Below are 13431 nucleotides of genomic sequence, written 5' to 3'. Positions count from 1 at the left end.
TTAAACGGGCGGCCCGTTCATGCTCAATAAATACCCTCTGTGGAAGTACCTGCTGATTCTGTCCGTACTGGCGATCGGCCTGGTCTACTCCATTCCAAACCTCTATCCAGATGACCCTGCGGTGCAGATCAGTGGCGCCAGTTCGGCGTTGAGCATCGAGCAGGCCGATATCGATCGTGCCAGCAAGGCACTCACTGATGCGGGTATTGCCGTCAAGGCTGCCAGCATTGACGAGCGGGGGCGTGGTGGCCTGATTCGCCTGGATAGGCAGGATGACCAGTTGCCGGCCAAGGACATCGTCCGTCGCGCGCTGGGTGATGATTACGTCGTGGCGCTGAACCTGGCGCAAACCACCCCCGACTGGTTGCGCAACCTGGGTGCGAGTCCGATGAAACTCGGCCTCGACCTGTCCGGTGGTGTGCACTTCCTGCTGGAAGTGGACATGGACAAGGCGCTGGATGTGCGCCGCAAGGTCTATGAAGGTGAGATCAAGAGCCTGCTGCGCAAGGAGCGTATTCGCTACCGCAGCATGCCGGAAAGCAATGGCCGGATTCAGCTCGGCTTTGCCGACAGCGAGACGCTGGACAAGGCGCAGCGCCTGATCCGCAAGGATTACAGCGACTTCGACCTGGCCGTCGTCGAGCGCAATGGCCAACAGGTTCTGCAACTGGGCCTGACTCAGGCGAAGATCGCCGAGATTCGCGAATACTCCATCCGCCAGAACCTCACCACCGTACGCAATCGCGTCAACGAGCTGGGCGTGGCCGAACCGCTGGTGCAGCGCCAGGGCGCCAACCGCATCGTGGTCGAGTTGCCGGGTGTGCAGGACACCGCCGAGGCCAAGCGTATTCTCGGCAAGACCGCCAACCTGGAGTTCCGCCTGCAGGCCGATTTCGACGCGCCGCGTGGCGCGACCGAGTCCTTCGGTTTCCGCGAGGAAGGCCGTCCGCCGGTACAACTCGAGCGTGAGCTGATCATCACCGGTGACCAGGTGACCGATGCCCAGGCCAGCTTCGACGAGAACGGCCGTCCGCAGGTGAACATCCGCCTCGACGGTCACGGCGGCGACCTGATGAACCGCGCCACGCGTAACAATGTCGGTCGCAGCATGGCGGTGATCTTCATCGAGCAGAAGCCGGTCACCCGCTATGTGCGGCAGAGCGTCGACGGCGTCGAGCAGGAAGTCGCCGTTTCTTCGTTCGTCGAAGAGAAGAAGATCATCAGCCTGGCCACCATCCAGTCGCCACTGGGCAGCCAGTTCCGCATCACCGGGCTGAACGGCCAGGGCGAGTCGTCGGAATTGGCGCTGCTGCTGCGTGCCGGTGGTCTGGCCGCGCCGATGTACTTCGCCGAAGAGCGCACCATCGGCCCGAGCCTGGGCGCCGAGAACATCGCCAAGGGTATTGCGTCCACCGAATGGGCGATGGTCTTTGTGGCCATCTTCATTATCGCCATTTATCGTTTCTTCGGCTTTCTGGCGACCGTTGCCCTGGCGTTCAACCTGGTGCTGCTGGTCGGTCTGATGTCGGCCATCGGCGCGACCCTGACCCTGCCGGGTATCGCCGGTATCGTGTTGACCCTGGGTATGGCGGTCGACGCCAACGTGCTGATCTTCTCGCGGATACGCGAGGAGCTGGCCAATGGCTTGCCCGTGCAGCGGGCGATTCATGAGGGTTTTGATCGTGCTTACACGGCAATTCTCGACAGTAACCTGACCACCTTGCTGGTCGGCGGCATTCTCTTTGCCATGGGTACCGGCCCGGTCAAGGGCTTCGCGGTAACCATGTCGCTGGGGATCGTGACTTCGATGTTCACAGCCATCATGTTCACCCGGGGTCTGGTCAACCTGATCTTCGGTGGTCGCAACTTCAAGAAGCTGTGGATCTGAGGTACAGCCATGATCAAATCAACCATTCGTTTCATGGCGATCCGCAATATCGCCTTTTCCATTACGGTCGTGCTGACGCTGATCGGCCTGGGTGCACTGTTCACCAAAGGGCTTAACTTTGGTCTGGATTTCACCGGTGGCACGCTGATCGAGCTGCAGTATGAGCAGCCGGCCAACCTCGATCTGATCAAGAGCGAGCTGGGTCAGGCCGGCTATGCCGATGCCGTGGTGCAAAGCTTTGGTGCCAGCACTGATGTACTGGTGCGCCTGGCTGGCGATTCACCTGACCTGGGCAACGAGGTTGCAGCGGCGCTGCGCCAGGTCGACGCGTCGATGCGCTTCGAGGTCAAGCGCGTCGAGTTCGTGGGGCCACAGGTCGGCGAAGAGCTGCGCGACCAGGGCGGTATTGCCATGCTGCTGGCGCTGGGCGGGATCATGCTTTACCTGGCCTTCCGCTTTCAGTGGAAGTTCGGTGTTGGCGCGATCGCTTCTCTGGTGCATGACGTGGTGATCACCCTGGGTGTGCTGGCCTTCTTCCAGATTCCGTTCGACCTGACGGTACTGGCGGCGGTGCTGGCGATGATCGGTTACTCGCTCAACGACACCATCATCATCTACGACCGTATCCGCGAGAACTTCCGCGTACTGCGCAAAACCTCGCTGACCGAGAACATCGACATCTCGATCACGCAGACCCTGCTGCGTACCATTGCCACATCGCTCTCCACGGCGTTGGCGCTGTTAGCGCTGCTGTTCTTCGGTGGTGACGTGCTGGCCGCCTTCGCCCTGACCCTGCTGGTGGGTGTGGTGGTCGGTACCTATTCGTCGATCTACATTGGCGCCGTGGTACTGATCTGGATGAAACTCAGCGTCGAGGATCTGATTCCGCCAGTGGCTGAGGCCGAGGCGGACGACGGTCGCCCCTGATGGTGTGATCGACTTCATGAAACTCAGCGAAAGCCGTGACAAGTCGAACTTGTCGCGGCTTTTTGCTGTCCCAGGCAGGGAGAAGGGCGCGAGTCGCCGAGCCTAGGAGACACATGAAATGAACAAGTCGATGTTGGTAGGTGCCGTGCTGGGTGCTGTGGGTGTGACCGCGGGTGGTGCCGTAGCAACCTACAGCCTGGTTGACCGCGGGCCGGATTATGCCGAGGTGCTGGCGGTAACGCCGATCAACGAAACCGTTAAAACGCCGCGCGAGGTGTGCAAGGACGTCACCGTCACCCGCCAGCGTCCGGTGCAGGACCAGCACCAGATCGCCGGTACTGCTATCGGCGCCATCGCCGGTGGTCTGTTGGGTAATCAGGTTGGCGGCGGCACCGGCAAGAAGATCGCCACCGTGGCCGGTGCGGTTGGCGGCGGTTATGCCGGCAACAAGATTCAGGAAGGCATGCAGCAGCGCGACACCTACACCACCACGGAAACCCGCTGCAACACCGTGACCGATACCAGCGAGAAGCTCGTGGGCTATGACGTCAAGTACCAACTAGGTGAGCAGGTTGGCACCGTGCGCATGGATCGTGATCCGGGTAGCCGTATTCCGGTCAACAAGCAGGGCGAGTTGGTGCTGGTGCAGCAGGCCCAGTAAGAAACTCAAGCCACAAAAAACGCCCCTCGGGGCGTTTTTTATGGCCTGCCATCCCTGGCAGTCACAATCTCGTGGCAGACACTCAGCGCTTCATCGACGGCGCCAGGTGCGGCTGGATCGCGGTCAGTACAGCCTTGAAGCATTTGGTGTTGCCGGCCACGATCTGACCTTTTTCGAGGAATTCATGGCTGCCGCTGAAGTCGCTGACCAGGCCGCCTGCTTCCTGGATCAGCAGCGCGCCGGCTGCCATGTCCCATTCGGACAGGCCGAACTCCCAGAACGCATCGAAGCGACCGGCGGCGACATAGGCCAGATCCAGGCTGGCTGCGCCGGCACGGCGAATGCCGGCGGTCTGGCCGGTCAGGCTGCGGAACATGTTCAGGTAGTTGTCCAGGTGATCGAGCTGGCCGTCACGGAACGGGAAGCCGGTGCCGAGCAGGGCGCCGTCGAGGCTCTTGCGGTTGCTGACGCGCAGGCGGCGACCGTTGAGGGCGGCGCCACGGCCACGGCTGGCGGTGAATTCTTCCTGGCGCACCGGGTCGAGGACGATGGCGTGCTCGAGGCGGCCGCGGTATTTGCAAGCGATGCTGATGGCGAAGTGCGGTACGCCGCGAACGAAGTTGGTGGTGCCGTCCAGCGGGTCGATGATCCACTGGTAGTCGGCGCCGTCGCCGCTGCCTTCCAGCACGCCGCCTTCCTCGCCCAGGAAACTGTGGGTCGGGTAGGCCTTGCGGATGGCCTGGACGATCATCAGCTCAGCGGCTTTGTCGACCTCGGTGACGTAATCCTTGGCGTCCTTCTCGTCGACCGAGATGACATCCAGGCGCTCGATCGAGCGAAAGATCATTTCACCGGCGCTACGAGCGGCGCGCAGGGCGATATTCAGCATGGGCTGCATGGGCGGTTCACCTGGGGCGTTAAAGAAAGCCGGCCATGTTAGCAGAAAACCGTTGCCGATGAAGCGCCGTCTGTACGCTGCATGGCATTAATCGAAGGGCTTGGGTAAGATCGTCGCCCCCTTGAGATTTCTGAGAGCGTCTGCGTTGCTGGACAATATTCGCGTGGTTTTGGTGGGCACCAGTCATCCGGGCAATATCGGCGGTGCCGCGCGGGCGATGAAAAACATGGGGCTGTCGCGTCTGGTATTGGTGGCTCCCGAAGATTTCCCCAGTGGCGAGGCTGTCGCGCGCGCGTCCGGTGCGACCGATGTGCTGGATGCCGCACAGGTGGTCGATACCCTGGAGGAAGCGCTGGTGGGCTGCACCCTGGTGGTCGGCACCAGTGCGCGCGATCGGCGCATTCCCTGGCCTCTGCTGGACCCGCGCGAATGCGGCGTGACCAGCTGTGAGCAGGCTGCTGCGGGGGGCGAAGTGGCGTTGGTGTTCGGTCGTGAATATGCCGGCCTGACCAACGAAGAGTTGCAGCGATGTCAGTACCACGTGCATATCCCGTCCAACCCGGAATTCAGCTCGCTGAATCTGGCGGCGGCGGTGCAGGTGCTGGCCTATGAAGTGCGCATGGCCTGGCTGACGGCCTCGAGTCTGCCGACCAAGGTAGAGAAGCTGGAGTCGACAGCGATGCTCAATGCTCAGGCGGCGACAGCGGACGAACTGGAGTCCTTCTACGGTCATCTGCGGCGCGTGCTGGTGATGATCGGTTTTCTCGATCCCCAGAAGCCGCGGCACCTGATGACGCGTCTGCGTCGACTGTATGGGCGCAGTGCGGTGAGCAAGTTGGAAATGAATATCCTGCGCGGCATCCTGACCGAGACGGAGAAGGCCGTGCGTGGAGAGTCTCACAAGCAGGGGAAGTCTGATGTTTGAGCGCATGCGAGAAGATATCCAGAGCGTTTTTCACCGTGATCCGGCGGCGCGCAATGCGTTCGAGGTGGTGACCTGCTATCCCGGGCTGCACGCTGTCTGGCTGCATCGCGTGGCGCACGCGCTGTGGCGTTCGGGCTGGAAGTGGCTGGCGCGCGTGGTCTCCAACTTCGGGCGCTGGATGACCGGTATCGAAATTCATCCGGGGGCGAAGATCGGTCGGCGTTTCTTCATCGATCACGGCATGGGCATCGTCATTGGTGAAACTGCCGAGATCGGTAACGACGTGACCCTTTACCAGGGGGTCACCCTCGGTGGCACCAGTTGGAACAAGGGCAAGCGTCACCCGACCCTGGAAGATGGGGTGGTGGTGGGTGCTGGTGCCAAGGTGCTGGGCCCGTTCACTGTCGGGGCTGGGGCTAAGATCGGCTCCAACGCGGTGGTGACCAAGGCGGTGCCGGCCGGGGCGACGGCAGTTGGCATTCCCGGCAAGATCATCGTCAAGTCAGATGACGAGCAGGAAGCCAAGCGCCAGGCCATGGCCGAGAAGATCGGCTTCGACGCCTACGGCGTGGGTCAGGACATGCCTGACCCGGTTGCCCGTGCCATCGGCCAGTTGCTCGATCACCTGCATGCGGTCGATGGTCGTCTGGAGGGGATGTGCAAGGCGCTGACGGCGCTCGGCAGTGATTATTGCGCCAAGGATCTGCCGACCCTGCGCGACGAGGACTTCGCCGACGTGTGCAAGGATCAGCAGCAGGGCGACAAGCCGGCTGCCTGATGCAGCGGGAGGCGGGCTTTGCTATGATGCCGCCTCCTTTTGTGCGCAAACCTGAGTAAATCAATAGGTCTTATAGTTGACTTAAATACTCGGGAATCGCATACTTCGCGGCACTTCAGTGATTCGTGGTAGAGCCATGCGACTGACTACCAAAGGCCGTTACGCCGTTACCGCCATGCTCGATCTGGCGCTGCACGCGCAGCACGGTCCCGTTTCCCTGGCCGATATTTCCGAGCGGCAGGGCATTTCCCTGTCTTATCTCGAGCAACTGTTCGCCAAGCTGCGCCGTGGCAGCCTGGTTTCCAGTGTGCGCGGGCCGGGCGGCGGCTATCAGCTGTCACGCGACATGCGCGGCATTCAGGTGGCTCAGGTGATCGATGCGGTCAACGAGTCGGTGGATGCCACGCGTTGCCAGGGGCAGGGTGATTGCCATGCCGGCGACACCTGTCTGACCCACCATCTGTGGTGCGACCTCAGCCAGCAGATTCATGAATTCCTCAGTGGCATCAGCCTGGCCGACCTGGTCGCGCGTCATGAGGTGCAGGAAGTGGCCTTGCGTCAGGATCAGCGTCGCTGCTCTGGCAAGGCGCCACGCCTGGATAAGATTGAAGCGTCCGCCGTCGAATGAGCGGTGCGCTTGCCGATAGGAGAAGTCTGATGAAATTGCCTATTTACCTCGATTATTCCGCTACCACGCCGGTCGATCCGCGTGTGGCGCAGAAAATGAGCGAGTGCCTGCTGGTCGATGGTAACTTCGGCAACCCGGCTTCGCGCTCGCATGTGTTTGGCTGGAAGGCCGAAGAAGCGGTGGAAAATGCCCGCCGTCAGGTCGCCGAACTGGTCAATGCCGACCCGCGCGAAATCGTCTGGACCAGCGGTGCAACCGAGTCCAACAACCTGGCGATCAAGGGTGTTGCGCACTTCTACACCAGCAAGGGCAAGCACATCATCACCTCGAAGATCGAGCACAAGGCGGTGTTGGATACGACCCGCCAGCTCGAGCGCGAAGGCTTCGAGGTGACTTATCTGGAGCCAGGCGAAGATGGCCTGATCACCCCGGCCATGATCGAGGCTGCGCTGCGTGAGGACACCGTGCTGGTGTCGGTCATGCACGTCAACAACGAAATCGGCACCATCAACGACATCGCTGCCATTGGTGAGCTGACCCGCTCGCGTGGCGTGTTGCTGCACGTCGATGCCGCGCAGTCCACCGGCAAGGTGGAGATCGACCTGGAGAAGATGAAGGTCGACCTGATGTCCTTCTCGGCGCACAAGACCTACGGCCCCAAGGGTGTCGGTGCCCTGTACGTACGCCGCAAGCCGCGTGTGCGTCTGGAGGCGCAGACCCACGGTGGTGGTCATGAGCGCGGCATGCGTTCCGGCACCCTGGCCACCCACCAGTGCGTCGGCATGGGTGAGGCCTTCCGTATCGCCAAGCAGGAGATGGCGGCGGAAAACCAGCGCATCACTGCGCTGCGTGATCGCTTCTACCGCCAGCTCGAAGGCATGGAAGAGTTGTACGTCAACGGCAGCCTGACGGCGCGTGTGCCGCACAACCTCAACCTGAGTTTCAACTACGTCGAGGGCGAGTCGCTGATCATGGCGCTCAAGGACCTCGCCGTATCGTCCGGTTCGGCGTGCACTTCGGCTTCCCTGGAGCCGTCCTACGTGCTGCGTGCCCTGGGCCGCAACGACGAGCTGGCGCACAGCTCGATTCGCTTCACCTTCGGTCGTTTCACCACTGAAGAAGAGGTCGATTACGCTGCCGCCAAGGTTCGTGAGGCTGTGGATAAGCTGCGCGAACTGTCGCCCCTGTGGGATATGTTCAAAGAAGGTGTCGACCTTTCCACCGTGGAATGGGCAGCACACTGATAGCTGCCTGAAGAGCGGCACCTGATGAGAGAGGAAGTACAGCATGGCTTACAGTGACAAGGTCATCGACCACTACGAAAATCCGCGCAACGTCGGCAAGCTCAATGCCGAAGATCCCGATGTCGGCACCGGTATGGTCGGCGCGCCGGCTTGCGGCGACGTCATGCGTCTGCAGATCAAGGTCAACGAAAGCGGCGTGATCGAAGACGCCAAGTTCAAGACCTATGGCTGCGGTTCGGCTATTGCCTCCAGCTCCCTCGCCACCGAGTGGATGAAGGGCAAGACCCTGGATGAAGCCGAGAGCATCAAGAACACCCAGCTCGCCGAAGAACTGGCACTGCCGCCGGTGAAAATTCACTGCTCCGTGCTCGCCGAGGATGCCATCAAGGCCGCCGTGCGCGACTACAAGCAGAAGAAAGGCTTGCTCTGATACGAGGTTTGTAATGGCCATCACCATGTCTGAAGCAGCCGCTCGTCATGTGCAGCGCTCCCTCGAGGGGCGCGGCAAGGGCGAGGGTATTCGCCTCGGTGTGCGTACTACCGGTTGTTCCGGCCTGGCCTATGTGCTCGAGTTCGTTGATGAACTGGCGGCCGAGGATCAGGTATTCGAAAGCCATGGCGTCAAGGTGATCATCGATCCCAAGAGCCTGGTCTATCTCGATGGCACCGAGTTGGACTTCGTCAAGGAAGGCCTCAACGAGGGCTTCAAGTTCAACAACCCCAACGTGCGCGGCGAATGCGGTTGCGGCGAAAGCTTCAATGTCTGAGGCCATGAATGGGTAATCCCTGCCATTTCGCTCTGTTCGACCTGCAGCCGAGTTTTCGTCTGGATCTGGATCAGCTGGCTGCGCGTTACCGCGAGCTGGCGCGTCAGGTTCATCCTGACCGTTTCGCCGATGCCGGCGAGCGTGAGCAGCGCCTGGCGCTGGAGCGCTCGGCCTGTCTCAACGAGGCGTATCAGATTCTGAAAACGCCATCGCAGCGTGCCCGTTACCTGCTGGCCATGCGTGGGCCGGAGCTTCCGCTGGAAGTGACGGTGCAGGACCCGGATTTTCTCCTGCAGCAGATGCAGCTGCGCGAAGAGCTGGAAGAGCTGCAGGACGACGCCGACCTGGCTGGTGTCGCAGCCTTCAAGCGTCGCCTGAAGACCGCTCAGGAGGCGCTCAATGAGCGCTTCGCGGCATGCTGGGACGACGATGCTCGTCGCGAAGAGGCTGAGCGCCTGATGCGGCGGATGCAGTTTCTCGACAAGCTCTCCCATGAAGTGCGCCAACTAGAAGAGCGCCTCGACGATTAACCTGTGGGTTGCCTCGGCAGCCTGCCTGATGATTTCAAGAAGACCATGGCCTTATTGCAGATCGCCGAGCCAGGACAGAGCCCGCAACCGCACCAGCGTCGGCTGGCAGTGGGTATTGACCTGGGCACCACCAATTCACTGGTCGCTGCCGTGCGCAGTGGTCTGGCCGAGCCTCTGGCCGATGCTGCCGGCAAGGTCATCCTGCCTTCGGCGGTGCGTTATCACGCTGCCAGCATCGAGGTCGGCGAGTCGGCCAAGTCGGCTGCTGCCAGTGATCCGTTGAACACCGTGTTGTCGGTCAAGCGCCTGATGGGGCGCGGTATCGCCGATGTGCATCAGCTTGGCGAGCAATTGCCCTATCGCTTCGTGGCGGGCGAGTCGCACATGCCCTTCATCGAGACCGTGCAGGGTGCCAAGAGCCCGGTGGAAGTCTCGGCGGAAATTCTCAAGACTCTGCGTTTGCGTGCCGAGCAAACGCTGGGTGGCGAGCTGGTGGGCGCGGTGATTACCGTGCCGGCCTACTTCGATGACGCGCAGCGTCAGGCCACCAAGGATGCCGCGCGTCTTGCCGGCCTTAGCGTGCTACGTCTGCTCAACGAACCCACTGCTGCCGCTGTCGCTTATGGTCTGGATCAGAAGGCCGAAGGCGTGGTTGCTATCTATGACCTGGGCGGCGGCACCTTTGATATTTCCATCCTGCGCCTGACCGGCGGTGTTTTCGAGGTACTGGCCACCGGTGGCGACAGCGCCCTGGGTGGCGACGACTTCGATCATGCCATTGCCGACTGGATCATCCAGCAGGCCGGGATTTCCAGCGATCTCGATCCGGCAACCCAGCGCAGCCTGCTACAGGCTGCCTGTGCCGCGAAAGAGGCGCTGACCGAGGCGGACAGCACCGAACTGAGCCATGGCGACTGGCGCGCTGTGTTGAGCCGCGAGCAGTTCGAGACGCTGATCGAGCCGATGGTGGCGCGCAGCCTCAAGACTTGCCGGCGCGCGGTGCGTGATTCGGGTGTCGAGCTGGAAGAGGTCAGTGCCGTGGTCATGGTGGGTGGCTCGACCCGTGTGCCGCGTGTGCGCGAGGCGGTAGGCGAGCTGTTCGGTCGTGCGCCGCTGACCAATATCGATCCGGATCAGGTGGTGGCCATCGGTGCAGCAATCCAGGCCGATGCCCTGGCGGGTAATCAGCGTGACGATGGCGAGGAGTTGCTGCTGCTGGATGTGATTCCACTGTCGCTCGGCCTGGAAACCATGGGCGGGCTGATGGAAAAGGTGATTCCGCGCAATACCACCATCCCGGTGGCGCGTGCGCAGGAATTCACCACCTACAAGGATGGCCAGACGGCCATGATGATTCATGTGCTGCAGGGCGAGCGCGAGCTGATCGCCGACTGCCGTTCGCTGGCGCGCTTCGAGCTGCGCGGCATTCCGCCGATGGTCGCGGGTGCAGCGAAGATTCGCGTGACCTTCCAGGTCGATGCTGATGGCCTGCTCAGTGTCGCGGCGCGGGAGCTGAGTTCCGGCATCGAGTCGAGCATCCAGGTCAAGCCGTCCTATGGTCTGACTGATGGCGAGATCGCGCGCATGCTGCAGGACTCCTTCCAGAACGCCGGCGACGACAAGGCCGCGCGCGTGCTGCGTGAGCAGCAGGTCGATGCCCAGCGCCTGATCGAGGCGGTCGAAGGCGCCCTGGAGGCCGATGGCGAGCGTTTGCTGGACGCCGAGGAGCGCGAGGTCATCGAGCTGCAGGTGCAGGAGTTGCGCGATCTGCTGGCCGGCAGCGACGGTCTGGCCATCGAGCGACAGACCAAACGCCTGTCGCAGGTCACCGACGCATTCGCTGCCAGGCGCCTGGATTCGACGGTTAAAGCCGCGCTTGCCGGGCGCAATCTGAACGAGATCGAGGAATAATTGATGCCGCAGGTAATTTTTCTGCCCCACGAGCGCTTCTGCCCGGATGGCCTGGTGGTCGAGGCTGAGCCTGGTATTTCCATCCTCGAGCTGGCCCATGAGCACCATATCGAGATGGAAAGCGCCTGCGGTGGCGTGTGCGCCTGCACCACCTGTCACTGCATCGTGCGCGAGGGCTTCGACTCGCTGAACGAGGCCGACGAGCTGGAAGAGGACTATCTGGACAAGGCGTGGGGGCTTGAGGCTCACTCGCGCCTGGCCTGTCAGGCTATCGTCGGTGAAGAAGATCTCACCATCGAGATTCCCAAGTATTCGCTTAATCACGCGGCCGAAGCGCCGCACTGATCCAGGAAACATGATCATGAGTCTGAAGTGGGCCGATGTACTGGACATCGCCATCGAGCTGAGCGAACAAAAGCCGGATGTCGATCCGCGCTACGTGAACTTCGTCGATCTGCACCGCTGGGTCGTGGCTTTGCCGCAGTTTTCCGATGACCCGCAGCGCGGGGGTGAGAAGGTGCTGGAGGCGATACAGGCCGCCTGGATCGAAGAGCTTGACTGAAACAGGCGCTTACGGCGCCTGGCCTACGCTTTTAACCTGAACCCGCGTATAATTCGCGGGTTTAATTTTTCGCTTTAACCCTAAAGTTTCTGGAGCTTCACATGGCTGTTCAACGTACTTTCTCCATCATCAAGCCTGACGCCGTTGCCAAGAACGTCATCGGTGAGATCACCACCCGTTTCGAAAAGGCCGGTCTGCGCGTCGTCGCTTCGAAGATGGTGCAACTGTCCGAGCGCGAAGCTGCCGGTTTCTACGCTGAGCACAGCGAGCGCGGCTTCTTCAAGGATCTGGTCGCCTTCATGACCTCCGGCCCGGTCATCGTTCAGGTTCTGGAAGGCGAGAACGCCGTTGCCAAGAACCGCGAGCTGATGGGCGCTACCAACCCGAAAGAAGCTGCTCCGGGCACCATTCGTGCCGATTTCGCCGTTTCCATCGACGAAAACGCCGTTCACGGTTCGGACTCCGAAGCTTCCGCTGCGCGCGAGATCGCTTACTTCTTCTCCGCTACCGAGCTGTGCGCGCGCATTCGCTGATTGGCGAATGAAGCGAGGGTGAAGCCATGACCAATACCTCCGGCAAGATCAACCTGCTGGGCCTGACCCAGCCGGAAATGGAGCAGTTCTTCGAGTCCATCGGCGAGAAGCGCTTCCGTGCCGGCCAGGTAATGAAGTGGATTCACCACTTTGGCGTCGATGATTTCGCCGCCATGACCAATGTCGGCAAGGCCTTGCGCGAGAAGCTCGAGGCCTCTGCCGAGATTCGCGGCCCGGAAGTGGTCAGCGAGAATATTTCCGCCGATGGCACGCGCAAGTGGGTGGTGCGTGTGGCGTCGGGCAGCTGCGTGGAAACCGTGTATATCCCGCAGAACGGCCGCGGCACCCTGTGCGTGTCGTCGCAGGCCGGTTGCGCCCTGGACTGCAGCTTCTGCTCCACCGGCAAACAGGGCTTCAACAGCGACCTGACCAGCGCCGAGATCATCGGCCAGGTGTGGATCGCCAACAAATCCTTCGGCACCGTGCCGGCGAAGATCGATCGCGCCATCACCAACGTGGTGATGATGGGCATGGGCGAGCCGCTGCTGAATTTCGACAACGTCGTCTCCGCCATGCAGATCATGATGGACGACCTCGGTTACGGCATCTCCAAACGCAAGGTGACGCTGTCCACCTCCGGCGTGGTGCCGATGATCGACAAGCTGGCTGAAGTCATCGACGTGTCCCTGGCCCTGTCGCTGCACGCGCCCAATGACGAGCTGCGTAACCAACTGGTGCCGATCAACAAGAAGTACCCGCTGGACATGCTGCTGGCAGCTTGCAAGCGCTACGTCTCCAAGCTGGGCGAGAAGCGCGTGCTGACCATCGAGTACACCCTGCTCAAGGGCGTCAACGATCAGCCTGAGCATGCTGAGCAGATGATCGCACTTCTGGCCGATGTGCCTTGCAAGATCAACCTAATTCCGTTTAATCCCTTCCCCTTCTCGGGGTACGAGCGGCCCAGCAATAATGCCATTCGCCGCTTCCAGGATCTGTTGCACAAGGCCGGGCACAACGTCACGGTGCGCACCACGCGCGGTGACGATATCGATGCGGCGTGCGGCCAGCTGGTTGGTCAGGTCATGGATCGTACTCGGCGCAGCGAGCGTTACATTGCCGTGCGCCAGCTGGGCAACGAGGCACAAGAGCCTCATGCTGCCGCCAATCGAAATTGAAGAG

The 13431-nt window shown here is 61.5% G+C and carries 16 protein-coding genes; 15 read left to right on the top strand and 1 reads right to left on the bottom strand.

What is annotated here, in order from left to right; translation table 11 throughout:
• Window positions 1–19: 19 nt before the first annotated feature.
• From secD to J7655_RS15860, 3 genes are all read left to right on the top strand, one after another.
• Window positions 20–1888 (top strand): protein translocase subunit SecD, encoded by a 1869-nt coding sequence (gene secD, locus J7655_RS15870; protein WP_230925261.1) that lies wholly within the window; start codon window positions 20–22, stop codon window positions 1886–1888.
• A 9-nt stretch (window positions 1889–1897) separates the two neighbouring features.
• Window positions 1898–2815 carry a protein translocase subunit SecF gene (secF, locus tag J7655_RS15865; protein WP_230925260.1) on the top strand — a complete coding sequence of 306 codons (918 nt, stop codon included), beginning with the start codon at window positions 1898–1900 and terminating at the stop codon, window positions 2813–2815.
• Window positions 2816–2933: 118 nt separating this feature from the next.
• Entirely contained in the window at window positions 2934–3476 is a 543-nt protein-coding gene (locus J7655_RS15860) for a glycine zipper 2TM domain-containing protein (RefSeq protein WP_230925259.1), read from the top strand.
• Between the two features lie 82 nt (window positions 3477–3558).
• On the opposite strand, the gene suhB is transcribed toward J7655_RS15860, so the two are convergent.
• Window positions 3559–4374, bottom strand: coding sequence for a type III secretion system regulator SuhB (gene suhB / locus J7655_RS15855; protein ID WP_169970628.1), 816 nt, complete (start codon window positions 4372–4374; stop codon window positions 3559–3561).
• Between the two features lie 145 nt (window positions 4375–4519).
• Here suhB and trmJ point away from each other — a divergent pair, with 145 nt between their 5' ends.
• The 12 genes from trmJ (at window position 4520) to rlmN (ending at window position 13427) form a co-directional block, all read left to right on the top strand.
• A complete protein-coding gene (gene trmJ / locus J7655_RS15850) occupies window positions 4520–5299 on the top strand; it encodes a tRNA (cytosine(32)/uridine(32)-2'-O)-methyltransferase TrmJ (RefSeq protein WP_230927741.1) in 780 nt (259 codons plus the stop codon).
• Window positions 5292–6077, top strand: coding sequence for a serine O-acetyltransferase (cysE, locus tag J7655_RS15845; protein WP_104727178.1), 786 nt, complete (start codon window positions 5292–5294; stop codon window positions 6075–6077). The genes trmJ and cysE overlap by 8 nt, the downstream gene beginning before the upstream one ends.
• A gap of 136 nt (window positions 6078–6213) precedes the next feature.
• Complete coding sequence (iscR, locus tag J7655_RS15840) at window positions 6214–6705, top strand: Fe-S cluster assembly transcriptional regulator IscR (protein ID WP_003459690.1); 492 nt, start codon at window positions 6214–6216, stop codon at window positions 6703–6705.
• Between the two features lie 29 nt (window positions 6706–6734).
• Window positions 6735–7949: an IscS subfamily cysteine desulfurase gene (locus tag J7655_RS15835; protein WP_003459691.1), complete on the top strand. Its 1215-nt coding sequence runs from the start codon at window positions 6735–6737 to the stop codon at window positions 7947–7949.
• A 43-nt stretch (window positions 7950–7992) separates the two neighbouring features.
• The gene (gene iscU, locus J7655_RS15830; protein ID WP_003246233.1) at window positions 7993–8379 is read left to right on the top strand and encodes a Fe-S cluster assembly scaffold IscU; all 387 of its coding nucleotides are present in this window, start codon (window positions 7993–7995) and stop codon (window positions 8377–8379) included.
• A 13-nt stretch (window positions 8380–8392) separates the two neighbouring features.
• Window positions 8393–8716, top strand: a complete 324-nt coding sequence (iscA, locus tag J7655_RS15825; RefSeq protein WP_003246232.1) for an iron-sulfur cluster assembly protein IscA — start codon at window positions 8393–8395, stop codon at window positions 8714–8716.
• A gap of 8 nt (window positions 8717–8724) precedes the next feature.
• Window positions 8725–9246, top strand: coding sequence for a co-chaperone HscB (gene hscB / locus J7655_RS15820; RefSeq protein WP_003459692.1), 522 nt, complete (start codon window positions 8725–8727; stop codon window positions 9244–9246).
• Between the two features lie 45 nt (window positions 9247–9291).
• Window positions 9292–11157, top strand: coding sequence for a Fe-S protein assembly chaperone HscA (hscA, locus tag J7655_RS15815; protein ID WP_230927740.1), 1866 nt, complete (start codon window positions 9292–9294; stop codon window positions 11155–11157).
• A 3-nt stretch (window positions 11158–11160) separates the two neighbouring features.
• Window positions 11161–11502: an ISC system 2Fe-2S type ferredoxin gene (gene fdx / locus J7655_RS15810; protein WP_013716857.1), complete on the top strand. Its 342-nt coding sequence runs from the start codon at window positions 11161–11163 to the stop codon at window positions 11500–11502.
• Between the two features lie 16 nt (window positions 11503–11518).
• Window positions 11519–11719, top strand: a complete 201-nt coding sequence (iscX, locus tag J7655_RS15805; RefSeq protein ID WP_024309256.1) for a Fe-S cluster assembly protein IscX — start codon at window positions 11519–11521, stop codon at window positions 11717–11719.
• Between the two features lie 101 nt (window positions 11720–11820).
• Complete coding sequence (ndk, locus tag J7655_RS15800) at window positions 11821–12252, top strand: nucleoside-diphosphate kinase (protein WP_074860801.1); 432 nt, start codon at window positions 11821–11823, stop codon at window positions 12250–12252.
• Window positions 12253–12278: 26 nt separating this feature from the next.
• The gene (gene rlmN, locus J7655_RS15795; RefSeq protein ID WP_230925258.1) at window positions 12279–13427 is read left to right on the top strand and encodes a dual-specificity RNA methyltransferase RlmN; all 1149 of its coding nucleotides are present in this window, start codon (window positions 12279–12281) and stop codon (window positions 13425–13427) included.
• The last annotated feature ends 4 nt before the right edge of the window (window positions 13428–13431 follow it).

Origin of the sequence: Pseudomonas wenzhouensis (assembly GCF_021029445.1) — a bacterium.
Classification (GTDB): Bacteria; Pseudomonadota; Gammaproteobacteria; order Pseudomonadales; family Pseudomonadaceae; genus Aquipseudomonas; species Aquipseudomonas wenzhouensis.
Note: the sequence above shows the minus strand (reverse complement) of the source record. Positions and strands in the feature narration are given on the sequence as shown.